Genomic DNA, 24,894 nt, shown 5'->3' with positions numbered 1-24,894 from the left:
CGGCCGGCGCCGGACGCTCACCGGGGAAGCGGACCGGGACGGTACGGCGGGGCCGCTGCGCCGGCCGACGTGCGCAGCGGCCCCGTGCCGGGCGTCCCGCGCCGGCCGTCCCCGGGGCTCGGCCGCGGCGGGGTTCACAGCGGCGACCAGGCCAGGACGTTCTGGCCGTAGACGTCCCACAGCCTGCCGAGGAAGAACTGCCCGAAGCGGCGCAGTACGGTGACCCGGGCGCCCAGGGTCGGCGCCTGTACGCGGAAGGTCGTCAGCTGCTTCAGGAAGTCGGCCGGGCGGATGCGGACGGTCCCCGAGGCGACCACCTCGGCCGCGTCGTCCTCTTCGGGAGCGAGGTGGCCGCGCAGGACGCGTGTGTACAGGACGGTCGTGTCGTTCCACAGTCCGCGCCGTGAGTCCTCGCCGACGTCCTTGAAGCCGGTGAGCGTGAGCGGGTGGCCCGCACGGTCGGTGAAGTGGATCCGGTACAGCATCCGCAGGTGTTCCGGGTCCCGGTCCTCGACGAGCAGCCGCAGGCTGCCGTGTTCGACGGGAAGCCGTCCGCCGAGTTCCTGGCAGATGACCCGACCGGTCAGGGACGCTTCGTGACGGGGGTCGGCGATGAAGCGGTCCACTCCCTTGATGCCGGCCGTCAGGCGCAGGTCCAGGCGGGCGACCGTGCCGGAGGCCGCGGCGGCCGGGGCGTCGTACTCCTTCTCGCCGAAGGCGACCGCGCCGACCATGCGTTCGCTGAAGCTCAGGCGGGTCGTGTCGCGCGGGCGGTCCGGGGACCGGGCAGGTGTGTACGGGATGCCCTGGTCCGCGCACCACTGACGGGCCTTGCACACCCCGAGCTCGACGGCCTGGGCGAACCGGTCCCGGCCGAAGTTGATCAGATAGTGCAGGGGCACCTCGGCCTCGATCGTGCGGACGTCGATCGGGCGCCCGAACTCCCCCTGCTCGCCGCGGCGGAGGGCCGCGTTGCTGGCCTCCACGCGGTCGAGCCAGTGTTTCAGCCGGCCGTTGGCGACGGTTTCGATGATGTGGAAGTAGTTGGCGACGAACCCGTCGCGCCAGCGCCGGCGCCGGCTGACCGTCCAGATGATCCACAGTTCGTCGCAGCCGCGCCGGATGGCCTCCTCGACGTTGGCGTCGGTCAGGTAGACGGGGTCGATGTAGGTCTGTCCGTCGATGACCACGGGAGGGAACCACATCGGCAGGGACACCCCGGCGCGGAGGCGGTCCTCGTCCATCCGGTCGGCGGTCACCGGCTGGAGTTCGTTGGCGCTGAAGTTGTAGAGGTTGAAGGTGGCGACGCGGTCGGTGGCCCTGATCCGCTCCCAGTCGAGCCCCCAGTCCGGGAAGACATGACGGCGGTACCCCTCCAGGGTGAACAGGGAACGGGCGTACGGGCCCTTGGGCAGTTCGCGCCAGTTCAGGCTGACGCCCTTCAGGGGACGCAGCCGACGCCAGTTGTCCGCGATGTCCCGTCCCGACATGCCCTGGCAGTACATGGCGAGGTTGAAGATGCCGCCGCTGGCGCCGTCGACGTGGTCGAAGCGCAGTCGGGCCTCGTCGAGGAGGACCTGGAGGACGCCCGCCTGGAACGCCACCTTCACGCCGCCTCCGGCCAGGAGCAGTGATCTGCGCGGGGCCCCGTCCCCTCCCGTGCCGTGGTCGTGCCTTTCGCGGTCGTGCGATTCGCGGTCGTGCGGCTCGTGGTCGTGCGACTCGTGGTCGTTCGTCATGACGGCCCCGCAGGGTGCTTGTCGTGGTCCTCGATGATCCGGTCGGCCGACCGGTCGGCCATCGCCGCGATGGTGAGCGAGGGGTTCGTCCCCACGGGTCCGGGCATGACGGAGCCGTCCGCGATCGACAGCCCGGGGCAGTCGTGCACCTGCCCGAAGGAGTCCACCACCCCTTCGCGCCGGTCGCGGCCCATGGGGGCGCCGCCGAGCGGATGCACGGTGATCAGCCGGTTCAGCCACCACAGCGGGCTGGAGGCGTATATCCCTCCGAGGCTGTGCGCGACCCGCCGCATGGTCCGGTTCATCCGGTCGAAGTAGGGCCCGGAGGGGGTCAGGTCCCAGGCGAGGTCCAGATTGCCCTCACGCAGGAACAGGCGGCCGTTGGGGACGTCCCTGCCCATGCCGAGGAGCGGCAGGGAGGCCGCCGTCAGCCGGCCCTTGCCCAGTGCGCCGGAGACCTGCCGGCCCACCCGGCTGCGGGGGCTCGCGGTCAGCTGGGACCAGCCGCGCCGCAGCAGGAACCGTCCGACGCGCCCGGACAGGGTCAGCACGTTGTCCTCGACCAGCCAGTTGAGGAACTCCGGGTAGCCGGCGTCCTCCAGGTAGAAGCCCCGGCCCGCGGCCCCGCCGCCGTCGTGCCCGTCGCGCATGAGCATCGCGCTGGTGATGACGGGGCCGAAGCCGGGCTCCAGCAGCCGGGGTGCCGTCACCTCCTCGTCGCCGTCGCCGGCGCGGCGCTTCGTCCTCGCCCTGAACAGCAGCCCGAGGAAGTCGCCGTTGCCGCAGAAGCGGCTGCCGAGCGCCGGGCTGAGCCCGGGGAAGGCGCTGCGGTTCCTGAGCAGCAGGTACGGCGTTCCCAGGGCGCCTGCGGAGAGCACCAGCCGTCTGGTCCTGACGGTGCGCCGGACCGGGGGCTCCGGCGGGTCTCCATCACCGGTGGGACGGTGTTCGAGGTAGGTGACCAGGAATCCGTGGTCCAGCCGCTCGAAGGAGCGGACCTCGCACAACGTACGGATGTCCGCGCCGAGTTGCTTGGCCGCGCTGAGGTAGGTGAAGTCCAGGCTGTTCTTGCTCCCGAAGTTGCACCCCAGGTCGCACTCGCCGACGAGGCGGCAGGTGTAGCGGGGGCTGCCGTGCAGGTTGTTCTCGCCGCCCTCGATGGGGACCCCGGGCACCGGCGGATGCTCCTCCTCGGCGAACGCGACGGCCAGGGGCGGCAACTGCCAGGGCAGGCCCAGCCGTTCGGCGGCCTGGCGCATGGCGATCGTCTTGGGCGTGTCCTGGTACGGCTTCTCGGCGAAGGGATACGGATTCGCGCCGAGCATGGTCTCGACCCGGTCGTAGTACGGGTCGAGGTCCGCGCGGGTCACCGGCCAGGATTCGTAGCCGCCCTCGAACGTCTCGTGCACGAACCACTTCTCGGGCTTGCGGAGCAGAACATTGGCGTAGATCAGGGATCCGCCGCCCAGACCGCTGGAGACCAGGGCGTCCAGCTTCGAGAAGCTCCACAGGTCGAACAGGCCGTACATCCGGAAGTCCGGGTCCCAGAAGTTCTTGGCCGTCTCGTGCGGATTGCGGGGGAAGGAGCCGGGCGGGTATTCCTTTCCGCGCTCCAGAACGCATACCCGCAGCCCTGCTTCGGCGAGGCGGAACGCCGTCACCGATCCACCGAATCCGGAGCCGACGACAACCGCGTCGAATGAGTCCATGGAACCCTCCGTGATGTCTCCCCAGGGCCCGGATCTCCTTTTCAGTAAGCGGCCGGCCTGCGCGGCTGTCAAACGCGCGGCCCGGCGCCGGTTCCGGCGGTGCGGGCGTGCCCGGACGCACGGTCGTACTGTCGCTCTTGCCTGCGACGGGCGCGCGGCGCAGCCTTGTGCTGTGGGTGCTCGGGACGGACCCACGCTCATCACGTCCGTGCAGCGGGCCTTCCGTCTGCTGGAGGCGGTGAGCGTGCACGAGAACGGCGCGCCGGCGAAGCAGCTGGCGCGGGAGACGGGGCTGCCCCTGGCCACCACCTATCACCTGCTGCGCACCCTGGTGACCGACGGCTACGTGCGGAAGCTGCCCGACGGCTGCTTCGTCCTGGGCGACAAGGTGAAGTCCTTGCACACGGCGGGCCGGGCGCAGGCCGTGCTCAACCGGGTCCGCCCGACGCTGGCCGGCCTGCGGGACGAACTGTCGACCGCCGCCTACCTGACGTTCTACGAGGACGGCGAGATCCGGGTCGCCGAGATCGTCGACGGCCCCCGCGCCCCGCGGGTGGACCTGTGGGTGGGGTTCGCGGACGCCGGGCACGCCACCGCGCTCGGCAAGTCCGTGCTGCGCGAGCTGGACGAGGAGGCCCGCCGGGACTACCTGTCCAGGCATGGCCTCGCCGCTCTCACGCCCCGCACCGTCACCAGTGTTCCCGAGCTGCTGCGCCGGCTCGACTCCTCCCCCATGGCACCCGCCGTCACCGACCTGGAGGAGTACGCGCTCGGTACGGTGTGCGTCGCGGTGCCCGTGTACTGCGGGGACATGATCGGTGCGCTCGGTGTGTCCCTGCCGGTGGGGCGGCACGCCCAGCTGCGGGAGGTCGGAGCGCGGCTGCTTCCGATCGCGAGCCGTGTGACCAGGGGGCTCTCGCTCACTATCTGAAAACCCGCTGCTTGTGGCCGCCCGCGCCGAACCCGTCTCCTGGATCGCGAGGGCAGGTGCGGGTGCGCGCCCCGCACACAGGTGAGGACTGCGGACGGAACATGAGCCAGGCTCCACTCGAAGGCGGCGGCCACGTGCCGAAGCGGCTGTCCGGTCACCGTGCGGCGGGTGCGTGGGCATCGATGCGACGGCGTGCGGCCGGGCACCCGGCCGCCGCACTGTCCGCGCTGCCGGTACTGGTCGTCGTCGCCGTCGTGCTGGTCGACGTCGTCGGCGGCGCGGGAATGATCTGGCTGCCGCTGCTGGCGGCCGGGCCCGCACTGGCCGCCACCACCAACGGGCCGCGCGGCGTGCTGTGCGCCGGCCTGCTGGCGGCCGCCGTGGCCGTGCTGCTGGGCGGCAGGCACCGGGTTCCCGGTCACGAGCTGACGGCCGTGCTGTCCGTCCTGCTGACCGTCACCGCGGCCAGTGGCCTGGCCAGCGCGCTGCGCGTCCGCCGGGAACGGGTGCTCGCCGCGGTCCGCTCGGTCGCGGAGGCCGCCCAGCACGCGCTGCTCCAGCCCGTCCCGGAGACCGTCGGCCCGTTCCAGGCGGCCGTCCGCTACAGCGCCGCGGCGGCGGAGGCGCGGATCGGCGGGGACTTCTACGCGCTGGTGCGCACCTCGCACGGGGTGCGGCTGATCGTCGGCGACGTGCGGGGCAAGGGACTGCCGGCCGTGGGGACCGCCGCACTCGTGCTGGGCGTCTTCCGCGAGGCCGCGCACGACGAGGCCGATCTGCTCGCCGTCGTCGGCAGGATCGAGCGGAGTCTGGCGCGCAACCTCGGCCCCGACGACTTCGTCACCGCCGTGGTCGCCGGCCACCCGGGGCCGGAACAGCTGGAGCTGGTCAACTGCGGGCACGCACCGCCGCTGCTGATCACCGCGTCCGGGGACGTCACTGCGGTGGAGCCCGACCATCCCGCTCCGCCCCTCGGGCTGCGTGCCCTGTCCGGCCAGGCCCCACGCCTGCAGCGGCTCCGGTTCGCGGTGGGCGACCGGCTGCTGCTCTACACCGACGGGGTCACCGAGGCCCGCGATCACGCCCGGGAGTTCTATCCGCTCGCCGAGGGGGTGGCCCGCCATGTCTCGGACGACCCGGCGCGCATGCTCACGGCGCTCCACGACGAGCTGCTGGCGCACGTGGGCGGCCGGCTGCACGACGACGCGGCCCTGTTCCTGCTGCGCAGGCGGACCGCGGACGAACCGGCGGTCTGCGTGTAGTCCGTGCGGTGCCCGGTGTTGTGTAGTCCGTGCGGTGCCCGGTGTTCCGCTTCAGGTCCGGGCCGGCCTTCGGTCGCGGTCGGGGCTGCGGCTCAGGCGGCGACGAGATCGGCCCAGCGGGTGACACCGCCCGAGTGGACGCGTATGCCGTGCCGGGTCGCCAGGGCGTGCACGATGGCCTCGCCGCGTCCGTGCTCGTCCGGGTCGATCCCCAGGAGGGCCTGTCCCACCGCGAGCGCCGGGCCCGCGTCGGTGACCTCGATCCGCACGGTGGGCGCGCCGTCGGCCTGCGCCAACGACAGCCGCAGTACGGCCGGGGGCCGGGCGTGGACGACGGCGTTGGTGACGAGCTCCGACACGACGAGCAGCGCTTCCTCGGCGATGTCCGCGGGCACGCTCCAGTCCGCGAGAACCGCCCTCACCCGTCGGCGTACGGCGCAGACGGCGCCGGCGACGGGCGGCACCGGACACACGTGTTCGTATGCCGCCCTGAGCAGCGTGTTGAGCTGTGCCGCCATGTTCTCTCCCGGGTCGAGTGGGCCGCGGTCCGGTGTGCCGTCTCTCCGTGCTTTCCGGGCCATGGGGAACGTTATGAACACAAATCGGCCGGGTCAATGAACCGCGGTCGGCATTGCCGAACGAGGATCTTCCTGGCCGACCTCGATGCGGCCCTCCGCGCGGCGATCCGGTCCTGCCGGTACTAGGCTCGCCTCATGGCCGGCCCAGTCCAGTCGATCGAACGGGCGGCGGCGATCCTGCGTCTGCTCGCCGGCGGGCCCCGCCGACTCGGGCTCGGCGAGGTGGCGGCCTCGCTCGGGCTGGCGAAGGGCACGGCGCACGGCATTCTTCGCACGCTGCAGCACGTGGACTTCGTGGAGCAGGACGAGGCGACCGGGAAGTACCAGCTGGGGGCCGCGCTGCTGCACCTCGGCACCAGCTATCTGGACGTCAACGAGCTGCGCTCGCGCTCGCTCAACTGGGCCGACGCCCTGGCCGCCCGCAGCGGGGAGTCGGTACGCCTGGGAACGCCCCTGGAAGGCAGCGTCCTCATCGTCCACCACGTGTTCCGTCCGGACGACACCTTTCAGACGCTGGACGTGGGCGCGCTGCTGCCCCTGCACGCCTCGTCCCTCGGCAAGGTCCTGCTGGCCTACGGGACCGCGATCACGGAGCCGGCGCAGCAGCCGGAGCTGGAGGCGTACACCCGGCACACCCTGGTCGATCCCCGGCAGCTCGCCCAGGCACTCGCCGAGATCCGGGACCTCGGGTGGGCCGCCGAGGTGCAGGAGATGAGCATGGGCGAGGCCGGGCTCGCCGCGCCGATCCGGGGGCACGGCGGCCTCGTCGTCGGCGCGATCGGGCTGTCCGGTCCGGTCGAGCGGATCTGCGACAGCCACAACCGTCCGCGCCCGCACCTGATCACCCTGATCCGGGAGGCCGCACGGGCGATCTCCAGGGACCTCGGAGCCACCCGCTGGTGAGCCGGAACGGCCGCCCTCGACCCCTCGGAAGGCAGACCCGATCATGGTGGAACGGTATGTGATGTCCATCGATCAGGGCACGAACTCGACCCGATGCATCCTGTTCGACCACCGTGGACGGCTGGTGTCGGTCGCGCAGAAGCCGCACCAGCAGCACTTCCCCAGGCCCGGCTGGGTCGAGCACGACGCCCTCGAGATATGGCACAACCTGCAGCGCGCCGTGCCCGAGGCCCTGTCCGACGTCGGGGTCGGCACCGATCAGGTCGCCGCCGTCGGCCTGGCCAACCAGCGTGAGACGACGGTCCTGTGGGACCGGCGGACCGGCGCCCCCCTGGGCCGGGCGATCGTCTGGCAGGACACCCGCACCGCGCCGCTCGTGGAGGACCTCCTGCAGCGCCCCGGGGAGGAGTTCTTCGAGGAGCGGTGCAGCCTGCCGCCGTCGACCTACTTCTCGGCATTGCGCGTCCGCTGGCTGTTCGACCACGTCAAGGGGCTCCAGGAGCGCGCGCAGGACGGCGAGGTGCTCTTCGGGACGATGGAGACCTGGCTGATCTGGAACCTCACCGGAGGCGCCGACGGCGGCCTGCACATCACGGACGTCACCAACGCCAGCCGCACCATGCTGATGAACACCCGCACGCTCACCTGGGACGGCGAGCTGCTGGAGTTCTTCGGGGTGCCCCGCCCGATGCTGCCCGAGATCAGGTCCTCCGCCGAGACGTACGGCGAGGCCCGCGCGCTGCTCCCCGGTGTTCTCATCACGGCCGCCCTCGGCGACCAGCAGGCCGCCCTCTTCGGCCAGACCTGCTTCTCGCCGGGCGAGGCGAAGTGCACGTACGGCACCGGCGGCTTCCTGCTGCTCAACACCGGCAACGAGCTCGTGCGGTCCCGGCACGGGCTGCTGACGACCATCGGCTACAAGATCGGGGACCAGCAGCCGGTCTACGCGCTGGAGGGGTCGATCGCCGTCACCGGCGCGCTCGTCCAGTGGTTCCGCGACCGCCTGGGAATGATCAGCAGCGCCGCGGAGATCGAGACGCTCGCACGGACGGTGGAGGACAACGGCGGCTGCTACATCGTCCCCGCCTTCTCGGGGCTGTTCGCGCCCCACTGGCGCAGCGACGCGCGGGGGGTCATCGTCGGCCTCACCTCGTACATCACCAAGGGGCACCTGGCCCGGGCGGTGCTGGAGGCCACGGGGTGGCAGACACGGGAGGTCGTCGACGCCATGAACGCCGACTCGTCGGTGGCCATCGAGCAGCTCAAGGTGGACGGCGGCATGACGGCGGACAACCTGCTCATGCAGTTCGTCGCCGACGTGCTCGACGTGCCCGTGGTGCGGCCGATGGTCGCCGAGACGGTCTCCCTGGGCGCCGCCTACGCCGCGGGGCTGGCCGCCGGCTACTGGCCGGACCTGGAGGTGCTGCGCCGCAACTGGCACCGGGCCGCCCAGTGGCTGCCGGACATGGACCCCGCGCTGCGGGAGTCGGAGTACGACAACTGGAAGCGGGCCGTCGAGCGGTCCCTGGGGTGGGTCAGGGCGCCGGAGTCCTCCTGACCCGGGTCCGCTGCCGGAGGGACGGGTCTCGGCCGCGGCGCGTCAGGCGCCCGAGGCACAGACCTCGAAGCCTCCCAGCCCGTCGAAGCGGACGACGTGGACGGCGTCGAAGCCGTCGGCCCGCGTGGGGCGGCGCAGGCGCCGCAGCGTCGCGTGGATGCCGGCGTCGGGCACCCGGGCGCGGCCCGAGCGGGCGGCGTTGCGGCGCAGGGAGCCGGCGAGGTCCGGCGGGAACCAGTACGCGCCGACCGTGGCGCCGTGGGCTCGGGCCGCTTCCACGAGCGGCGCCCATTCCTCGGGTGAGGGGTTGGTGTTGTCGACCACCACCGACCGGCCGGCGGCGAGCGCCTGTGTCACCAGCCGCATCTGACGGGCCTGCTTGTGCCGGGCCGAGCGCGGGAAGGCGTCCTTGCTGACCAGGACGTGACCGGCGCGCAGGCGCTGCTCGCAGAACGCCGACTTCCCCGACGCCTGCAAGCCGACCAGCACCACCAGCTCCGCCACCGCGCCCGGTCCTCGTCCGTCCATCCGTCCGCCGCCGTCCTCCGCGGCCCTTCCCCGCCGCGCGCGGCCACGACGACCGCACGCTGGGAACGGCTCCCGGCGCAGCGGAGTTCCCCGGGAGCCGGCAGCCCACGCCTGCCGCCTCGGGCTCAGCCTTCCCGGTGCGTCGCGACCAGGTCCTCCAGCGTGCGGACGACCGCGGACGGGGCCGGCTGGGTCAGCATCTCCTCGCGCAGGCGCAGGGCCGCCGCACGGTGCTCGCCGGCGCCGAGGAGCTTCCCCGCGGCGGCCTCGACGGCGTGCGGCTCCGTATCGTCCGGCGCCAGGACGATGCCCGCGCCGGTGCGGGCCAGGCGGTCGCTGACCAGGCCCTGGTCGGCGACCTGCGGGAGGGTCAGCTGGGGGACTCCGTGCAGGGCGGCGGTGAGTGTGGTCCCGGCGCCGGACTGGTGGACGATCGCGTCGCAGCCCGGCAGGATCAGTTCCAGCGGCATCCCCTCCACGATCCGCACCCCGGCGGGGACCGCGGGGATGCGCGCGGCGTCCGCCCGCCTGACGGCGACGACGACGTCCACGTCGAGGCCGCTGAGCCCGTCGAGGATGCGGGGCACCAGGAACGACTCCGGACCCAGGTAGGCGGTGGCCGCCGAGCCCCAGGTGACGCAGATCCGGGGTCTGCCGGCGGGCTCGGACAGCCAGGAGGGGGCCACCGCCGTGCCGTTGTAGGCGGTGAAGCGCATCGGGATCCGGTTCGGCACCCCGGGGAGCTGAAGGCCGGGCGGGCAGTTGTCGAGCGTCCGGACGGCGACGTCGGCGGCGGGCGTCGCACCGTGCTTCTCGTAGAGGGCGGCCAGCTCCGCGGGCCAGGCGGCCCGCGGATCGTCCCGCGCGCTCACCCCGGATCCCGGCATGACGAGGTGGCGGCACATGTCCGGACCCCACAGGTGCCGGACGAGGGGGGCTCCCGCCGCGGCCGCCGCCAGCGGGGCCGCGTAGACGAGTGGATCGGCGACCACGATGTCCGGCCGCCACGCGCGGGTGACGGCCACCAGGTCCTCGGCGGCGTCCTGCGCCGCCCTGGTGTGCGGGACCATCCTGAGTCGCAGCAGCTCGCGCCGCGCCTCCGGGCGGAGCTCTCCCCGCTCGTCCCGGCCGGCCGGCTGGTCCACCAGCTCCTGCCGCGCCTTCACCAGGCCGGCGACGCCCGCCATGAGATCGTAGCGGCCGCCCACCGTGACGGCGACGATTCCGCTGCCGGTGACGGCGTCGACGACGGACGGGGGCACGGCGACCCGGACCTCGTGGCCGGCCGCCCTGAACGCCCACACGAGGCCGACCATCTGGTAGTAGTGGCTCGCCCAGGGATACGGCGTGAACAGAACTCGCACTCGGTCTCCCGTGTCGGTGACTCGGATGGTCCTTCGTGGTGCCCGCGGCCTCAGACGGCCGTGACCGTCCCGGGCTCCTCGGCCGGCTCGGCGTCGCCGGGCACGGTCGTGGCCGCGGCCAGGAGGCCCGCCAGGTGCTCGCTGATGGCGGTCACGGTGGGCTGGTGCCACAGGAGCGTCGCCGGGAGTCTGTGGCCGAACCGCTTCTCCAGGCGGCGCCGGACGACGATCGTCATCACCGAGTCGAGTCCCTGCTCGACCAGTGACCGGCGGTGGTCGAGCTGGGTCGTGGCCAGCTTCATCTCGCCGGCGATCTGCGCCGCCACCTCCTCCAGCAGGCGCGTGCGCAGCTCATCGGGGGACAGGCCGGTGAACGCGTCGGTTCCCTGGCCGGTCGTGGGCGCCGCCTGCAGGGTCTGGTGGACCTCGCTCAGGAACGGCAGCCGGTCCATGTCCGGTTCGAGGGGCAGCAGGCGCAGGACGGGGTAGTGCCCCGGGCCGCGCCGCTCGGCGAAGTCCCAGGCGGCGAAGGCCTCCTGGACCGAGATGTCGGAGACACCGCGGGCGTGCAGCTCGCTGTCGACGACCTCGTTGACGGCCATGCCCTGTCCGCGCCACGAGGTCCAGCCGAGGCTCGTCGTGCCGGCGGACGCGGCCCGGGCGTTGCGGTGTGCGGCGAGGGCGTCGAGAAAGGCGTTGGCGGAGCCGTACGCGGCCTGGCCCGGCAGGCCGAGCAGTTGGCCGCAGGAGGAGAACATCACGAAGAAGTCGACCGCGCCGGGCGGGAACAGGGTGTGCAAGGCCCAGGCGCCTTCGGCCTTCGGCCGCAGCACGGTCCGCAGGGAGTCCTCGTCGACCGCGGTGAGCATACGGTTGTCGAGCACGCCGGCGAGGTGGACCACGCCCCGGACGGGCGGCAGCCCGAGGGCGTCCGGGTCCAGCTGCTCGGCGGCCCGTTCGGCGTCGGTGACGTCCAGGGGCACCACCCGGACGGTGACGCCCTGCTCCTCCAGGGCGCGGACCGCGTCCACGCGGCGCCTGGTGTCCGCGTCGGCGGGCCCGTCCCAGGCCGAGCGGGGCGGCAGGCCCCGCCGGCCGGTCAGTACGAGGCGTCGGGCGCCGCGTTCGGCCAGCCACCGGGCGACCTCCAGGCCGAGGGTGCCCAGGCCGCCGGAGATCAGATAGGTTCCGTCCGCCCGGCACTTGAGCGACTCGCGGACCGGCTCGCGTTCGCACACGGCCAGCCGGGCCGCCGTGGCCGCGCCGTCACGGACGGCGACGACGTCGTCGCCGGCGCCCCTGTGCAGGACGGCGAGGAGCGTCGCGGCGTCGGCGCCCGGATCGCCGGGGGCGAGGTCGATCACGCCGCCCCACAACTCGCTGTGCTCACCAGCGATCACCCGGCCCAGACCCCACAGCGGGGCGTGGGCGAGACGGGCCTCCTCGTGGCTCTCGCGCACGCCGGTGGTCAGGCACCACAGCCGGGGGAAGCGGAGGGTGTCGCGTGCGGCGAGACGCTGCGCCGTCCGGGTGAGCAGCCACGCGGAGCGTACGGCGGCTTCCGCGACCGGGGTGTCCCCCGCCGGCGGCGGGAGCACGACGACGTCGGTCCCCTCGTCGAGTCCGGCGACGCCGTCCAGGCGCGCGGGCTCCGGTACCACCAGCACGTCGGCCCCGGCGTCGGACAGGGCCGCGCTCAGGTTCCGTGTGTCCCGCGTGTCCTCGGCGACCAGCACGAGCCGGCGTGCCGGGGCGTCCGCCGGCGCGGGCAGCTCGAGTGGCCGCCACGCCACCTCGTACACCAGGTCTCGGGGGTGCGCCGCCGTCATGGCGCCCTGGTCCATGCCGCCGTAGCGCAGTCCGCTCACCCAGGCGACGACGCGTCCGTCCGCGTCCTTCACCAGGACGTCGACGATCCCCTCGCGGGCCGGGTCGGCGACGACCTCGACCGTGCTCGGCCCGTCCGGTGGGGCGCCGTCCGCCGCCAGCTCCTCGAAGGAGGCCACCATCCGCAGGGCCGCGGGCCCCGGTACGGCGGTCGGCGCGATGGACAGGGCGGCGTCGAGCAGCGGCGCCCAGGTCGCCTCCGCCCGCTCGGGCTGCCGCACGCGCACCCGCGCCCGCACCCTGCCCTCTGCGCGGGCGAGTTCCTCGATGGTCCAGTCGAAGCCCATGGTGGGCACGCCCACCGACGTCAGGTGCCGCTGGACGTCCGCGGGGTCGGCGGCGTCCAGTGCGGTACCGGGGGGCAGGCCCCGGGGCGGCGCGCTGTCGCTCGCCGCGAGTGCCGTGGCCGTGGTGTGGGTGAGCCACGTCGCGCCGTCCTGCTGGGACCGTGAGGCGAGGCGCAGCGCGGTGTCGTCCTTGATCACCTGCAGTTCGCGGCGCTCGGTGGTGGTCAGCGGCAGGCGCAGCGTCATGTCCCGCAGCACGGGCCGGGTGCCGTCGGCGGCCCGTCCGGCGTCGAGGAAGGTGTTGATCAGGACGGCGGCCGGAACGATCTCCGTGCCGTTGATGGTGTGGCTCCCGGGGTAGGGGCGGCTCTCGTCGTCGAGCAGGGTGCGCCACAGCTCCATCGGCCGTCCCGCGACGGGGACGCGCGGTCCGAGCAGGGCGTGGGAGTCGAGGTCGTGCTGCAGCCCCTGTCCGGTGGCCGCGCCGGCGCGCTCGTGCCAGTGCGGGCTGCGCTGCCAGGCCACCGGCGGCAGCGGGACGAGGTCGCCGGCCGGCTGCAGCCGGGTCCAGTCCACGGTGACGCCGTGGCAGTGGGCGGCGCCGATGGAGGCGAGCAGGGTGGTGCGCTCGGACTGGTTGCGCCTGAGCGAGGAGCCGGTGAAGGCGTCCTCCAGGCCGAGTTCGGACAGTGTCTCGCCGATGGAGTGGGTGACCACGGGGTGCGCGGACAGTTCGAGGAAGGCGAGGTGGCCGTCCTCGGCGGCCGCCGTCACCGCTTCCCGCAGCCGGACGGGGCTGCGCAGGTTGGCGGCCCAGTAGGCGCCGTCCAGCGGGGCCGTCGACCGGGGGTCCGTCATCGCCGTGGAGTACATGGGCACGCTCGGTTCACGCGGCGCCAGGTCCGCCGCGGCGGCCGCGAGTTCGGCGAGCAGCGGGTCCATGTGCGGGCTGTGGAAGGCGACGTCCGAGGCGACGCGGCGCATCTGGACGTCCTCGGCCTGCCACTGCTCGACCAGTGCCTCGATCGCCGCGGGGTCTCCCGCGACGACGGCGGAGTGCGGGGAGGCGGCGATCGCGGGCACCACGTCGGTGCGTCCCGCGAGACGCCGTTCCGCCTCCTCGAAGGAGACACTCGCCATCGCCATGGCACCGTGGCCGGCGACGCGCCGCAGCAGCCGGGACCGGCGGCAGATGAGCCGGGCGCCGTCCGTCAGGGACAGGGCGTCCGCCGCCACCGCCGCGGCGATCTCGCCGACGGAGTGCCCGATCACCGCGGCGGGGGCGGCGCCGTAGGAGCGCCAGACGGCGGCCAGCGCGACCTGCACGGCGAAGATCATGGTCTGGATGCGGTCGACGGTGTCGAAGTCGCCGTCCAGGACGGCCTGCCGGGCGGAGAATCCGATCTCCTTCTGGAAGACCGGATCGATCTCGTCGATGACCGCGGCGAACGCGGGTTCGGACGCGAGGAGTTCGCGTCCCATGCCGGACCACTGGGAACCGTGGCCGGAGAACACCCACACCGGTCCGGCGCCGGGGTCGGAGGGGACGGACCCCGTCACGGCCTCCCGGGTCTGCTCGCCCACGGAGACGAGCCGCAGCTTGGCCGCGAGATCGGCGTGTCCGGAGGCCACCACCGCGGCCCGGTGGGCCAGCGGTGACCTGCGCAGCGCCAGGGTGTGGCCCAGGGCGTCGAGGGACAGCTCGGCGCCGGCGTCCTGGGCCGACAGCCGGTCGGCGAGGCGTCCGGCGTACGCCCTGAGCGAGGCCCGCGAGGCGCCCGAGACCGGGAACAGCCGTTCAGCCGTGCCGGGGGGCGCGTCCTCGGCTCGCCGCGCCCGGCCGGGGAGTGTGCCGGCGGGGCCTCGCGTCCCGGGGGCCCGTTCCATGACGACGTGGGCGATGGTGCCGCCGTAGCCGAATCCGGAGACTCCCGCCCGGACGGGGCGGTCTTCGTGGGCGGGCCAGGCGGTTCGTCCGGTGACGACGCGCAGCCCGGAGCCGTCCCAGTCGACGGCGGGGTTGCCCTCGGTGAAGTTCAGGCTGGGCGGGATCTCGCCGTTGCTGAGCGCCAGGGTCACCTTGATGAGGCCCGCGATGCCGGCCGCGGCCTCCAGGTGCCCGATGTTCGACTTCACCGAGCCGATCAGGCAGGGCTCGTCCGCCGGGCGTCCCCGCCCGAACACGGCGCTCAGCGCGCCGGCCTCCAGCGGGTCGCCGAGCCGGGTGCCGGTGCCGTGGGCCTCCACGTAGTCGAGGGAGGCGGGGTCGACGCCGGCCCGCCGGCAGGCCAGTTCGAGGACGTGCTCCTGGGCCGTGCCGCTGGGCGCCATGATGCCGTTGGTCTTTCCGTCCTGGTTGACCGAGCTGCCCCGGATGACCGCCAGCACGGGATCGCCGTCGCGCCGGGCGTCGGAGAGCCGCTTGAGGACGAGCAGGCCGCAGCCCTCGCCCCGGCCGTAGCCGTCGGCGGAGGCGTCGAAGGACTTGGAGCGCCCGTCGGGCGCGGTCGCGCCGGCCGCGTCCAGGGTGAGCGTCAGACCGGGCGAGATGATGAGGTTGACGCCCGCGGCGAGCGTCACGTCGCTCTCGCCGGCCCGCAGGCTCTGGCAGGCCAGATGGACCGCGACGAGGGAGGCCGAGCAGGCCGTGTCCACCGCGAGGCTCGGGCCGCGCAGGTCGAGGGCGTAGGAGATCCGGTTGGCCGCCGCGCACATGGCGCTGCCGATGCCCGTCCACGCCTCGATGCCGGGCAGGTCCTCCAGCATGCGGCGGCCGTAGTCGTCCGAGCCGATGCCGACGAACACGCCGGCGTCGGTGCCCGCGAGGTCGCGCGGCGGGATGCCGGCGTGCTCCAGCGCCTCCCAGGCCACCTCCAGCAGCAGCCGCTGCTGCGGGTCCATCAGCTCCGCCTCCCGGGGGGAGAGCCCGAAGAACTCGGCGTCGAACCCCTCGATGTCGTCGAGGAATCCGCCCCACCGCGTGGCGCGGCGGAGCGCCGCGGCGTGGTCGGGGCCGGCCTCCTCGTACACGCGCCACCGCTTGCCGGGGACCTCGCCGATGCCGTCCCGGCCATCGAGCAGCAGGTCCCAGAAGGCTTCCGGGGTGTCGGCCCCGCCGGCGAACCGGCACGCCATGCCGAGCACGGCGATGGGTTCCTCGACGGCATCCGGGCTGCCTGCGCGGGCAGCGTCGTGACTGGGCACGGTCCAAGCTCCTTGTCGTCCGTGACGCGGTCGGCGGGTCAGAAGGAGGGGGCTGCCGACGGGGCCCGAAGCGTGCCGAGGTAGGGGTGCCACAGGTGGTCGGGATCGTTCTCGACCTTGGTCACGAGGTCCCGCATGGCTCCCAGCGCCTTGGGCTCCTCACCGTCGTAGAAGTCGCCCTGGAGCATCTTCAGTACGTCGATGCGGTAGCGGGGGTCCTGGACGAACGCGGTGAACAGGACGTTCAGCCGGTAGTAGACGGAGATGAACTCGTACCAGTTCCGCACGGCCCGGCGGAGCTTGTCCTCGTACGTCGAGAAGCGCTCCTTGCGGAAGTCGCCCGCCTTGTGGGCGGCGACTATGTCCTTCGCGGCGAGCCGGGCGCTGTTGAGGGCGACGCTCACGCCGCTGGAGAAGATGGGGTCGACGAACCGCGCGGCGTCGCCGATGAGCACGAACCGGTCGCCGCAGATCCGCCGCATGGAGTAGCTGTAGTCGCCCTCGGCCTTGAACGGGCGGACGCGTTCGGACTTCCGCAGCGCTTCGTGGATGTCCTCGCGGCTGGAGACGACGTCCCAGAAGAACTTCTCGCGGTCGGCGTTCGCGGCCTTGAACCGGTGCTTCTGGGTCACCACGCCCACGCTGGTGATGGTGTCGGTGATGGGGATCTGCCACATCCACGTGTCCTCGAGAGGCAGGAAGTGCACGTAGATGTAGTCGCGTTTGGACTGGTCGATGGCCATGGCCGAGCGGTCCAGTCCCTCGAACCAGGTGTGGATCGCGTACTGGTTGAAGACGGGGTCCGGGACCTTCACCTTGAGCTGGTTGCCGAGCATGGTCTGCCGGCCGGACGCGTCGACCACCATGCGGGCCGTGAAGTCCAGCGTGCGGGGGCCGATGCGGCAGTTGAGGGTGACGAGGTCCGGGTCGGTGTCGAAGTCGGCCTTGAGGACACGGGTCTTCTGGAACACCTGGGCGCCCCGGCTCTCGGCGTGCTTGAGCAGGATCAGGTCGAACTTCGCGCGGTCGACGTGAAAGGTGTAGTCGCGGTGGACACCGGGCTGGTCCCGCTCGACGAACATGACCTCGGCGGCCTTGAAGTCGTGGTCGAGGCCGGTGAATCCGTTGTGCGGCACGTCGCGTGACTCGGCGGACGTCCAGGCGGCCCCGTACTTCCTGGGGAACCCCGCCGCCTCGATGTCGGGCATCACGCCGATCTCGTCGAGGACCGGCATGGTCGCGGGGACCAGCGACTCGCCGATGTGGGGGCGCGGGAACATCTCGCTCTCGAACACGGCCACCGACAGGCCGGCCTCGGCGAGGTAGGAGGCGACGGCCGATCCGGCCGGGCCACCGCCGATGATCGCGGCGTCGAAATCGGGCTGCATCATGTCCTCCTGGTCGTCGTTCAGCCGGCGTTCGAGGCCGCGAGGTCGGTGATGACGGCGGCGATGGTCCCGGGCGACTTGAAGTTGCTGTTGCTGAGCTGCTCGGGAGGGATGACGACACCCAGTTCGTTGCGGATGTAGTTCATCAGGATCGCCGTCTTCAGCGAGTCGAGGATTCCCAGCTCCAGCAGCGGGGTCGACTCGTCCACCGTGACGTCGGAGTCCTTCGGTACGAGGTTCTCCTGGATGAACGGGACGAGCTTCGACGCGTATTCTTCTGCTGTCATCGCCTCTTCCTTGGTCGGGGGTCGAAGGCCGGGGCCGGCCGGGGCGTGGGGGTTCAGTCGCTCCAGGGGGGCGGCGTGACGACCTTGACGACGGCGCAGGAGAGCGTGACGCCCGGACCCATTCCGAGCAGCAGCATGTGGTCGCCGGGGCGCAGCTCCCCCGTCGTGACCAGCTCGTCCAGCGAGACGATCTGGTCGCTCGCTCCCACGTGCCCGAGCGTTCTGCCGAATTCCCACGTCGAGATCGACATGGGAAGGCCGAGGGCCGCCATGCACCGCTGTTCCACGATCTCCCGCGAGAAGTTCATGTAGGCGACCCGCCACACGTCGCCGAGGGTGATCCCGGCCTCGGACAGGGTCCGGTCCACGAGTTCGAGGGTCCGCTGGTGCACCTGCATCAGGACACCGGTGCCCATGCCCTGGGACAGGGCCTGCTCGCGGAACGAGTCGTTGCGGGCCGTGAAGTCCACGGCCCGGCCGATCGTCGGTCCCGGCGGGAACAGCGGTTCGGAACCCCGGTGCATCTGTTCGGCGTCGGGTACGGCGACGGAGCCCACCGCCAGCAGGCGGGCGAATCCGGGGTCGGTGGTGAGCACCACGGCGCTGGCGCCGTCCCCCGCGATGTAACCCGCCCCCATCGTCCAGCGGTTCATGAGCGGTGTGCCGAAGTTGTCCGACGCGACGACGAGGGCCGAGCGGGGGCCGGGGCCGGCCTGCAGGTGTGCCGCGGCCAGTTCCATGGCGCTGAACATGCCGTTGCAGCCGTGCTGGACGTTGACCGACAGGACGTCCCCGCCGACGAGGAGGCGCTGCAGGTAGTACTGGGGCTGCCAGCCGTCGGGGCCCTGGTGCCAGGAGTTGACGTACAGCAGCAGGTCCAGGTCCTCGGGCCGGTGTCCGCACCGCTTGAGCGCTTCCTGCGCGGCCCACAGCGCCATGTCCGGCGCGGGGGTGTCCCCGGCGACGGCGACTCCGCCCAGTTCGTGCAACTCGGCGTCACGGGCCGGGTAATGGCCTTGCTCGACGGCCCACTCGACGCTGACCGTCTCGGGGAGGAATCTCCCCGTCGCCTTGATGAATATGTCGGGCGTCCGCACGAACGTGCCTCCTTGGTTGCCAGGCTGCGACGAGCGTGCCGGTCGGTTCTTAAGGCCCTCTAAGAACGGCCGGGGAGCTTCGGCCCCCGCGGGAGCATGGCGCAGATCCTGTCGGTGCGCCGGGCTCCGGGTCGGTACGCTGCTCGGCAGGGCTGCGTGACCTGGGCGCCCCGTGACCGTCGACCGCCGGCACCCGCTCCCGGCGGTACGCCGTCCGTCGCCCCCTGAACCTCTCGTGCCCGTGCGCCGCACCGGCGGCGTACGCCTCCTGCCGTCGCCCGGTCGCCGGCCGCCCCTATCCACCGACGAAAGGCCGGCTCAGCATGGTGACGTCCGAAGCGTTCCGGGACCCCCGGGTGGAAAGTGTTCTCGAGCGACTCGACCGGGTGAACGTCGATTCCTTCAAGGAGGCGGTGGTCTCGGGCGCGTGGAGCGCGGACCCCTTCGCGCTGGCGCGGCTGCCGCTCTCGGTGAGCGCGGAGATCGGCGACCTGGTCTATCTGACCGCGCGAGCGGCCCGGGTCACCCGCGCCGTCGACTTCGCGACGTCCGTCGGCACCTCGCTGATCTGTCTGGCGGCCGCCGTGCGGGACAACGGCGGGGGTCTGGTGATCGGATCCGAGCTGGTCCCGGAGAAGGTCGACGCCGCACGGCGCAACGTCGCGGCGGCCGGTCTCGGCGAGTACGTCGAGATCCGTGAGGGAGACGCCCGCGAGACGCTCGCCGACGTCGGCGGACCGGTCGACTTCGCGATCGTCGACGGGTTCCAGGCCACCGACAGCAGCTGGACCGCCGAGGGCGGCACCTCGCTGGCGCTCGACGTGCTCAGGCTGCTCGTCCCGCAGCTGCGTTCCGGCGCCGTCGTCGTCAACGACAACGGCGAGCCCGACTATCTCGCGTACGTCCGGGACCCGGTCAACGGCTTCCGCTCCAGCTGGATCCCGCTGCTGCCCCGGCACGCGCGGGAGGCGCGGGGCCCGCTGGCCGACGGTATGGGGCGCCTGCCCGCGGACGCGGGGCTGATGGCGCTGATGCCCGAGGTCCCCGGTCTGGAGCTGTCGGTGCGCTGCTGAGGCCGGCCCCGCCGTTAGGACGCCTTAAGGCCGGGGCGCGACAGTGGAGTCCACCGGCGGCGTCCGGTCCGGGGGCGGTCCGAGCGCCCCCGTGGCACGGGGTCCGCCGCGAACGTCCCGGCGCCCACCCGAGGCCGGACCTTCGCGCGAGGCCCCGGCCCGGTGCGTCGCCCGCGGGCGCGCGGAAGGCATCGGGGAGAGGCAATGAAGGTCAGCGGCATCCACGTCCGGTCCATCGGGCTCCACCGGCCCACACGGTGGACGAGCCCGCAGGAGGCGCGAGCGGCCGGTCTGTGCGACGAGGACTTCCCCGGGGACGATCTGCTGCGCGTGCAGATCGCCCCCGGGGTCCCCCCGGTGGACATGGCGGCCACGGCGGCGCGGGAGGCGATCGGCCGGGCCGCCGTGGCCCCGGCCGCGATCGACATGCTGATGCACGCGGTGTGCTTCTGGAACGGGCCGGAGGAGTGGTCGCCCGCCGGATACCTGCTGCGGGAACTCGGCTGCCCGGACGGCGCGGGGCAGGTGGTGAACCAGGGCTGCAACGGCATGCTCGCCGCGCTGGAGATGGCGGCGGGCTGGCTCACTCTGCGGGGCGAGGACTCCACCGCGGTGCTCACCACGGCGACCATGGTCCACGACTCCCCCACCGTCGACCGCTGGCGCAGCGCCGGCTACGGCATCGCCGTCGGGGACGGGGCCTGCGCGGTCGTACTGGGCCGCCGGCCGGGCATCGCGGAGCTCACGGCCGTCAACTCCACCACCGTCCCGCAGATGGAGCGGTTCCACCGGGGCGCCCTGCCGCTGACCGAGCCGACGCCTGCCCTGCGGCCGAAGGTCGACGTGCTCGCCCGCGCCCGGGAGAACGCCGCCCTGTCCACGCTGAGCGGGCTGGAGCTGCAGAGCCTGCAGATCAAGGCGTACCGCAGGGCCATGGCCCGGACGCTGGACGACGTGGGCATCGGCCCCGAGGATCTCGCGAGGGTGCTGTTCGCGCACGTCGGCGGGGCCCAGACCGACGCGCTCGTGATGCAGCAGCTGGGTCTGCCGCTGAGCCGGTCGGCCTGGGAGCACGGCCGCTCGATCGGCCATGCCGGCGCGAGCGACCACATCTACGGCCTGGAGCGGCTGATCACCTCGGGCGAGGTCTCGGAGGGCGACCGGCTCATGCTGGTCTGCGGGACCGCGGGCTTCCACATCACGTGCCTCGTCCTGACGATCGGTGATCTCTCACCGTACGAGCGGTACGGGCGGTACCGGCGGTACGGGCGTTAGTGCTGTGGCCGGGAAGGTTTGCCGCGAGCCGGTGAACCCTCCCGGTCGCAGCACTGGCGTCCGTCACAGCGCGGCGCAGCTCAGACAGTTGTCGATCACCTTCTTGTAGTAGTCGTCGGGGAACTTCCGCCCCGCCGCTCCCGAGGTCAGGCGGAACAGCTTGTCCAGTGACACCTCGTAGCGGCTGGGCCGGTCCAGGTACCGGCGTTCCAGCGGGCCTCCGAGCCGGGCCTGGAGGTGGTCGATGATGTGCTCCGCGGGTACGGCGATGCCGGAGGCGACGTTCACCACCTGACCGCTGACGCCGGCACGGAGCAGGGTGTCGACGTCGGACACCATGTCGGCCACGTCGATGATGTCCCGGCAGGCGCCGCGGTGCACGTCGACCCGGCCGGAGCGCACCGCTCTGACCAGGGTCGGCAGCATCTGGTGGGCGGGCTGGTCCGGTCCCAGGACATGGCTGAGCCGGACGGTGAGATGGCGCACGCCGGACAGGCGGACGACGTTCTCCAGGGACAGTTTGTGGTGTCCGTAGCGGGACTGGGGGCGGACGGGTCCGTCCTCGTGGCCCCGTCCTCCGGAGCCTCCGTACATGGCGGCGGAGGCCGTGGAGAAGAACAGCAGTGTGCGGCCCTGGCGGCGGCACGCGTCGATCACGTCGTAGAGCAGCGCGGCCTCGCGCTGGTAGGCGCTCTGCTCCACCTCGCCCGTCGTCGACACTCCCGCGGCCAGTGCGGTGACCTGGGGATGGCGGGTGGCCAGCGAGGCGAGATGCCGGGCAAGGAAACCCCGGCCTATGACTTCCATGTGACTGTGTGTCCTCTCCGTGAGCAGGTCCGGGGGCGGCGCCGTCACCACCCGGCCGCTTCAGCCGGCGACCAGTCGGGCGCCTTCCCTGATCGAGTCGGTCAGGGCCGCGTGCCGAAGCAGCGTTTCCTCGTAGGGGCGGTGGTCCCGCTTCTCGCGCACCGCGGCGGCGAACGCCCTGACGAGCTGGGCGAACTGGTCGTCCGGGGCGAGCGAGAGTTCCTCGTGGTGATCCTGGCGTTCGATCCGGAGCAGCGGCCGGTGGGTCGCGGGCGGGGTGAAGGCCCGGTCGAGCGACAGCCGGCCCTCGCTGCCCCAGACGGCGTACGTGGAGCGGTAGGCGCGGTCGAAGCCGAAGGCCAGTGCGGCGGTGCGGCCGTCGGGGGTGTGCAGCAGCGCGGAGCCTGCCAGGTCCACTCCCCGGGCCCGGTCCACGCGCAGGACGGATCCGGCGACGGTGAGGTCGTCACCGAGCAGGAGCTGGGCCGCGCGGACCGTGTAGACGCCGACGTCGAGCAGTGCGCCGCCGCCGAGTTCGGCGCTGAGGCGGACGTCGTCGTCGGGGCGGGGCGGGATTCCGAAGGCGCTGGAGAACGATCTGGGTTCCCCGATGCGCCCCTCGGCGATCACCCGGGCCACGACGGCGTGCTGGCTGTGGTGCAGGAACATGAAGTTGTCCCTGAGCACCAGGCCGTTCGCGCGGGCGAGCCGGACGAGGTCCTCGGCCTGCTCCGCGGTGGCGGCGAGCGGTTTCTCCGCCCACACGTGCTTGCCGGCCAGCAGTGCGCGGCGGGCCCAGTGGTGGTGCAGTCCCGTGGGCAGGGCGACGTAGACGGCGTCCACGTCGTCGCGGGTGAGGAGGCGGTCGTATCCCTCGACGGGGGTGCCGCCGAACCGGTCGGCGAAGGTGCGGGCCTTGGCCGGGTCCCGGCTGGCGAGGGCGGTCAGCCGCACCTCGGGCACCCGCAGCACGGCGGGCAGGGTGTTGCGCCAGGCGATCCCGGCGCATCCCAGCACGCCGACGCGCAGCGCCGGGCCGTCGGCGGTCCGGTGCATGGTGGTGTCCTCTCTCGTCTCGTCCGCCGCGCGGAACGTGGTCAGCGCAGGCTGTGCAGGCAGGCGAGCAGGCTGCGGGCCTCGATGTTCAGGTAGTGCCCGTGCCGCACCAGCTCCATGAGCTGGCCGACCGTCATCCAGCGGTGGTGGTCGCCGGCTCCGGCCGGGTGGTCGGCGGGCAGCTCGATCACCTGGTAGCGGGTGAGCGCGTGGTGGAAGCGTCCGCCCTCCTCGGACAGCAGGGTGTCGAACCGGATGTGGCGGGGGTCGGCCGAGAGCACGTCCTTGAGGAACGGCACCTCCTCGTCGGCGGCGACCGGTGGGGTGCGGACCGTGGGGGCCAGTTCCACGTGGTCCAGCAGTCCGGGTTCGTAGCGTGCCTGGACCAGGAGACGCAGCGTGTCACCGGTGCGCCGGACCAGGAAGGCGGCCAGTCCCTCCTCCCGCGGGGCCAGCAGCGGCTGTGTCCATTCGGGGACCTCGCGGTTCACGGACCGCACCCGTACCGCGATGACGCGGAAGCCGGAGCCGTCGTCGGCGGAGATCTCGTCACTGCCGCGTGTCCAGCCGTGCGTCTTGTCCAGCGGGATGAGCCGGGTGTTCCAGCGGCCGCGGCCCTTCACGTCGTGCAGCCAGCTGCGGATGGCCGCGGTGCCGGATCCGGTCTCGTAGGAGCGGCGCAGCGCCGCGGCGAACGCGCCGGTACGGCCCTCGGCGGGCAGCAGTTCCCGCGGCAGGCACCCCAGTACGGTACGGGCGTCCATGTTGACGAGATTGTCGCTGTGCAGCAGGGCCAGCAGCTCGGGCAGGGCCACCCAGCGGAAGGCCTCGTGCACGGGTACGTCGCCGTCCACCTGGACGATCATGTTGCGGTTGTGTTTGTGCCAGAACCAGACGCCCTGCTCCGACTGCAGGACGTCCACGAGCACGCTGCCCCGGTCCGCTCCCCAGAAGTGCTCCAGATAGCGGGTGCGGCCCCCGCGGTGCACCCGCAGGTAGTTGCTGCGGGTCGCCTGCACCGTCGGCGAGAGCTGGACGGTGTTGAGGTTCCCGGGCTCCATCTTGGCCTGCATCAGGCAGTACACGACGCCGCCGAACTCCTTGACCAGTATGCCCAGAACACCGATCTCCGGCTGATGGATGATCGGCTGGCGGGCCTCCGCGCCGTCGTCCGTCTCGATCCGCAGGCCCTCGACGGTGAAGAACTTGCCGCTCGTGTGCACCAGGTTCCCCCCGTGCCGCTCGAAGCCCCAGCCGTCGAGCTGGGAGAACGGGATGCGCGTGACCTCGGACCGATGGGCCGACGCTCGCTCCCGCCACCACGCGCGGAACGGGGTATCAGCTGCTGCTTCAGTCACCCAGAGCCTCCTGACGGGACTTGCCCGGACATACACGGGAAGCTCAGCAGCGGTTACTGAAGCGGGTATTGGGCGCGGCCAAAGCACGAGGCGGCGGCCGGGCGCCCTTCCGGTCAGACGGCCGAGCGCCAGCTGTGGGCCGGCGCGAAACCGCCGTCCCGTTCCAGGCGGCGCCAGACCGCCTTGTCCTGGCCGTCATCAGCGCGTTCGGGGCCGGTCGGCGCGGTCCGGGCGAGCAGTACGGCGGTGACGGCGGCGAGTTCCTCGGGGCCGGGGCGGCCCTTCTCGACGCGCAGGATGTCGTCGCTACTCATGCGTGATCCCTTCCTGGAAGGCTACTGCGGTGGGTTGCCGTGCTTGCGCGACGGCAGGTCGGCGTGCTTGCTGCGGAGCATCCCCAGCGCCCTGGCCAGCACCTCGCGGGTCTCGGCGGGGTCGACGACGTCGTCGACGAGGCCGCGCTCGACGGCGTAATAGGGGTGCATCAGCTCGGCCTTGTACTCCTTGACCATCTTCTGGCGCATGGCCTCGGGGTCCTCGGCACGGGCGATCTGCCGCCGGAAGATGACGTTGGCGGCGCCTTCCGCGCCCATGACGGCGATC

At 72.6% G+C, this 24,894-nt stretch carries 20 protein-coding genes; 6 read left to right on the top strand and 14 right to left on the bottom strand.

Features of this window, described 5'->3' with window-relative positions:
* Positions 1 to 134 precede the first annotated feature (134 nt).
* Complete coding sequence (locus IE177_RS17275) at positions 135 to 1,739, bottom strand: patatin-like phospholipase family protein (RefSeq protein WP_190016253.1); 1,605 nt, start codon at positions 1,737 to 1,739, stop codon at positions 135 to 137.
* Positions 1,736 to 3,448, bottom strand: coding sequence for a GMC oxidoreductase (locus IE177_RS17270; RefSeq protein ID WP_190016252.1), 1,713 nt, complete (start codon positions 3,446 to 3,448; stop codon positions 1,736 to 1,738). The genes IE177_RS17275 and IE177_RS17270 overlap by 4 nt, the downstream gene beginning before the upstream one ends.
* 172 nt (positions 3,449 to 3,620) lie before the next feature.
* Here IE177_RS17270 and IE177_RS17265 point away from each other — a divergent pair, with 172 nt between their 5' ends.
* Both IE177_RS17265 and IE177_RS17260 read left to right on the top strand, forming a co-directional pair.
* Positions 3,621 to 4,379 (top strand): IclR family transcriptional regulator, encoded by a 759-nt coding sequence (locus tag IE177_RS17265; protein ID WP_190016251.1) that lies wholly within the window; start codon positions 3,621 to 3,623, stop codon positions 4,377 to 4,379.
* Positions 4,380 to 4,480: 101 nt separating this feature from the next.
* Entirely contained in the window at positions 4,481 to 5,641 is a 1,161-nt protein-coding gene (locus IE177_RS17260; RefSeq protein ID WP_190016250.1) for a PP2C family protein-serine/threonine phosphatase, read from the top strand.
* Positions 5,642 to 5,733: 92 nt separating this feature from the next.
* Here the strand turns inward: IE177_RS17260 and IE177_RS17255 are convergent, their stop codons facing one another.
* Complete coding sequence (locus IE177_RS17255) at positions 5,734 to 6,159, bottom strand: ATP-binding protein (RefSeq protein WP_190016249.1); 426 nt, start codon at positions 6,157 to 6,159, stop codon at positions 5,734 to 5,736.
* A gap of 195 nt (positions 6,160 to 6,354) precedes the next feature.
* Between IE177_RS17255 and IE177_RS17250 the strand changes: the two genes are divergently transcribed.
* Together IE177_RS17250 and glpK are read left to right on the top strand one after the other, a co-directional pair.
* A complete protein-coding gene (locus IE177_RS17250) occupies positions 6,355 to 7,122 on the top strand; it encodes an IclR family transcriptional regulator (protein ID WP_190016248.1) in 768 nt (255 codons plus the stop codon).
* Between the two features lie 43 nt (positions 7,123 to 7,165).
* The gene (glpK, locus tag IE177_RS17245) at positions 7,166 to 8,680 is read left to right on the top strand and encodes a glycerol kinase GlpK (protein ID WP_190016247.1); all 1,515 of its coding nucleotides are present in this window, start codon (positions 7,166 to 7,168) and stop codon (positions 8,678 to 8,680) included.
* A gap of 42 nt (positions 8,681 to 8,722) precedes the next feature.
* Here glpK and IE177_RS17240 read toward each other — a convergent pair whose 3' ends face one another.
* The 6 genes from IE177_RS17240 to IE177_RS17215 form a co-directional block, all read right to left on the bottom strand.
* The gene (locus IE177_RS17240; protein WP_190016246.1) at positions 8,723 to 9,208 is read right to left on the bottom strand and encodes an ATP-binding protein; all 486 of its coding nucleotides are present in this window, start codon (positions 9,206 to 9,208) and stop codon (positions 8,723 to 8,725) included.
* Between the two features lie 125 nt (positions 9,209 to 9,333).
* Positions 9,334 to 10,572: a nucleotide disphospho-sugar-binding domain-containing protein gene (locus tag IE177_RS17235; protein WP_190016245.1), complete on the bottom strand. Its 1,239-nt coding sequence runs from the start codon at positions 10,570 to 10,572 to the stop codon at positions 9,334 to 9,336.
* 50 nt (positions 10,573 to 10,622) lie between these two features.
* Complete coding sequence (locus tag IE177_RS17230; protein WP_229816083.1) at positions 10,623 to 15,950, bottom strand: type I polyketide synthase; 5,328 nt, start codon at positions 15,948 to 15,950, stop codon at positions 10,623 to 10,625.
* Positions 15,951 to 15,988: 38 nt separating this feature from the next.
* Entirely contained in the window at positions 15,989 to 17,338 is a 1,350-nt protein-coding gene (locus IE177_RS17225; protein ID WP_229816130.1) for an NAD(P)/FAD-dependent oxidoreductase, read from the bottom strand.
* Positions 17,339 to 17,358: 20 nt separating this feature from the next.
* Positions 17,359 to 17,625 (bottom strand): acyl carrier protein, encoded by a 267-nt coding sequence (locus IE177_RS17220; RefSeq protein WP_190016243.1) that lies wholly within the window; start codon positions 17,623 to 17,625, stop codon positions 17,359 to 17,361.
* A gap of 53 nt (positions 17,626 to 17,678) precedes the next feature.
* A complete protein-coding gene (locus IE177_RS17215; protein WP_190016242.1) occupies positions 17,679 to 18,722 on the bottom strand; it encodes a ketoacyl-ACP synthase III family protein in 1,044 nt (347 codons plus the stop codon).
* Positions 18,723 to 19,078: 356 nt separating this feature from the next.
* Here IE177_RS17215 and IE177_RS17210 point away from each other — a divergent pair, with 356 nt between their 5' ends.
* Complete coding sequence (locus IE177_RS17210) at positions 19,079 to 19,795, top strand: O-methyltransferase (protein ID WP_229816082.1); 717 nt, start codon at positions 19,079 to 19,081, stop codon at positions 19,793 to 19,795.
* Between the two features lie 204 nt (positions 19,796 to 19,999).
* Positions 20,000 to 21,070, top strand: coding sequence for a ketoacyl-ACP synthase III family protein (locus IE177_RS17205; protein ID WP_190016240.1), 1,071 nt, complete (start codon positions 20,000 to 20,002; stop codon positions 21,068 to 21,070).
* Between the two features lie 63 nt (positions 21,071 to 21,133).
* On the opposite strand, the gene IE177_RS17200 is transcribed toward IE177_RS17205, so the two are convergent.
* The 5 genes from IE177_RS17200 to IE177_RS17180 form a co-directional block, all read right to left on the bottom strand.
* A complete protein-coding gene (locus IE177_RS17200; protein WP_190016239.1) occupies positions 21,134 to 21,877 on the bottom strand; it encodes an NAD-dependent epimerase/dehydratase family protein in 744 nt (247 codons plus the stop codon).
* 60 nt (positions 21,878 to 21,937) lie between these two features.
* Positions 21,938 to 22,933 (bottom strand): Gfo/Idh/MocA family protein, encoded by a 996-nt coding sequence (locus IE177_RS17195; protein ID WP_190016238.1) that lies wholly within the window; start codon positions 22,931 to 22,933, stop codon positions 21,938 to 21,940.
* A 41-nt stretch (positions 22,934 to 22,974) separates the two neighbouring features.
* Positions 22,975 to 24,291, bottom strand: a complete 1,317-nt coding sequence (locus IE177_RS17190; RefSeq protein ID WP_229816081.1) for an NDP-hexose 2,3-dehydratase family protein — start codon at positions 24,289 to 24,291, stop codon at positions 22,975 to 22,977.
* Positions 24,292 to 24,404: 113 nt separating this feature from the next.
* Entirely contained in the window at positions 24,405 to 24,605 is a 201-nt protein-coding gene (locus IE177_RS17185) for an acyl-CoA carboxylase subunit epsilon (protein ID WP_190016236.1), read from the bottom strand.
* Between the two features lie 21 nt (positions 24,606 to 24,626).
* A partial coding sequence (locus tag IE177_RS17180; RefSeq protein WP_308431566.1) for a carboxyl transferase domain-containing protein occupies positions 24,627 to 24,894 on the bottom strand: 268 nt, incomplete at its 5' end.

This window comes from Streptomyces lucensis JCM 4490 (genome assembly GCF_014650035.1).
Taxonomy (GTDB): domain Bacteria; phylum Actinomycetota; class Actinomycetes; order Streptomycetales; family Streptomycetaceae; genus Streptomyces; species Streptomyces lucensis.
This window is presented reverse-complemented; position numbering and strand designations above follow the sequence as displayed.

Bases quoted from the DNA above. Each gene is read 5' to 3' on its own strand.
- IE177_RS17275 (WP_190016253.1), bottom strand. From the start codon at position 1,739: ATGACGAACGACCACGAGTCGCACGACCACGAGCCGCACGACCGCGAA.
- IE177_RS17220 (WP_190016243.1), bottom strand. From the start codon at position 17,625: ATGACAGCAGAAGAATACGCGTCGAAGCTCGTCCCGTTCATCCAGGAG.
- IE177_RS17185 (WP_190016236.1), bottom strand. From the start codon at position 24,605: ATGAGTAGCGACGACATCCTGCGCGTCGAGAAGGGCCGCCCCGGCCCC.
- IE177_RS17250 (WP_190016248.1), top strand. From the start codon at position 6,355: ATGGCCGGCCCAGTCCAGTCGATCGAACGGGCGGCGGCGATCCTGCGT.
- glpK (WP_190016247.1), top strand. From the start codon at position 7,166: ATGGTGGAACGGTATGTGATGTCCATCGATCAGGGCACGAACTCGACC.
- IE177_RS17270 (WP_190016252.1), bottom strand. From the start codon at position 3,448: ATGGACTCATTCGACGCGGTTGTCGTCGGCTCCGGATTCGGTGGATCG.
- IE177_RS17255 (WP_190016249.1), bottom strand. From the start codon at position 6,159: ATGGCGGCACAGCTCAACACGCTGCTCAGGGCGGCATACGAACACGTG.
- IE177_RS17195 (WP_190016238.1), bottom strand. From the start codon at position 22,933: ATGCACCGGACCGCCGACGGCCCGGCGCTGCGCGTCGGCGTGCTGGGA.
- IE177_RS17200 (WP_190016239.1), bottom strand. From the start codon at position 21,877: ATGGAAGTCATAGGCCGGGGTTTCCTTGCCCGGCATCTCGCCTCGCTG.
- IE177_RS17225 (WP_229816130.1), bottom strand. From the start codon at position 17,338: ATGCAGCCCGATTTCGACGCCGCGATCATCGGCGGTGGCCCGGCCGGA.
- IE177_RS17240 (WP_190016246.1), bottom strand. From the start codon at position 9,208: ATGGACGGACGAGGACCGGGCGCGGTGGCGGAGCTGGTGGTGCTGGTC.
- IE177_RS17205 (WP_190016240.1), top strand. From the start codon at position 20,000: ATGAAGGTCAGCGGCATCCACGTCCGGTCCATCGGGCTCCACCGGCCC.
- IE177_RS17260 (WP_190016250.1), top strand. From the start codon at position 4,481: ATGAGCCAGGCTCCACTCGAAGGCGGCGGCCACGTGCCGAAGCGGCTG.